We start from the raw sequence: 1,021 nt of genomic DNA, 5'->3' as shown, positions 1-1,021 counted from the left end.
ATTAAAAAATATGATGAAAGAAAAACACGTTTAAGAGATGTTATTCATGGAAATGAAAATTATACATTTGATGAATTGGCAAAAAAAGCATTGACTTATGACTGGAAGAAAGTTTCTTCAGAACTGAATAAAATTGGAACACAATATTCACAAATAAAATCGGAAATTTCTAAAAAATACATGCGTTATGATGAAATTGATTTGTGGGAACGACTAGATGTAAATCCTATGGAATTAAAAAAATTAAAAAAGGTAAACACATTTCTTGGAACGATACCGTTAAAGTTAAAGGGTGACTTTATTGGAGGCATTTCTAAACTTGATAAAACTTATTATGAAGAGCTGAAAATAGTAAAAGATGAAGTGTATTATCTTGTAATTTCAAGTATAGATGAAAGTGAAAAGGAAAAATTGTCTGAAGTTTTTAGAAATAGCAGTTTTACAGTGGAAAATCTTGACATTAATGCAGTTCCACAAGATTACAAAAATGGACTGCAAAAGGAAATATCAGAGTTGAAAAAGGAAAAACGTAGACTAAAAGCTCAAATTAAAACTTATAGTGAAGATTTAACTGATTTACAGGCAGTTTACGAATATATGCAGAATAAAAAGTTAAGAATTGTTGAATCAGAAAAATTAGCACAGACTGAAAATACTATTTTGATAAAAGGATGGATTCCAACTGAAAAAGTAAGTGAATTTGAGAAAGTGATAAAAGATGAGGCTGGAGATAATTATTACTTGACATTCACAGATGCGGATAGGGATGATGCGACAGTGCCTATTAAGCTGAAAAATGGAAAAGTTGCAAGTACATTCGAAAATTTGACTGGAATGTATGCATATCCAAGATATAATGAAATTGACCCAACCCCACTGTTTACACCGTTTTATATCTTATTTTTTGGAATGATGGGTGCAGATGTAGGTTACGGGCTTGTGTTACTGCTTGCAACAATGTTTGTTTTGAAAGTAGTTAATTTAAGTCCTCAAATGAGAAAATCTGTTAAATTTTTCTTTT

1 protein-coding gene is annotated in these 1,021 nt (G+C 30.0%); it reads left to right on the top strand.

What is annotated here, in order from left to right:
- Positions 1-1,021: V-type ATPase 116kDa subunit family protein (locus Q0370_RS07900; RefSeq protein WP_299574312.1), on the top strand; the 1,021-nt coding region annotated here is incomplete at both ends.

The organism is uncultured Leptotrichia sp. (genome assembly GCF_938036635.1).
Lineage (GTDB): Bacteria > Fusobacteriota > Fusobacteriia > Fusobacteriales > Leptotrichiaceae > Leptotrichia > Leptotrichia hongkongensis.
The sequence above is the reverse complement of the archived record's forward strand: the minus strand, read 5'-3'. Positions and strand labels throughout refer to the sequence as shown.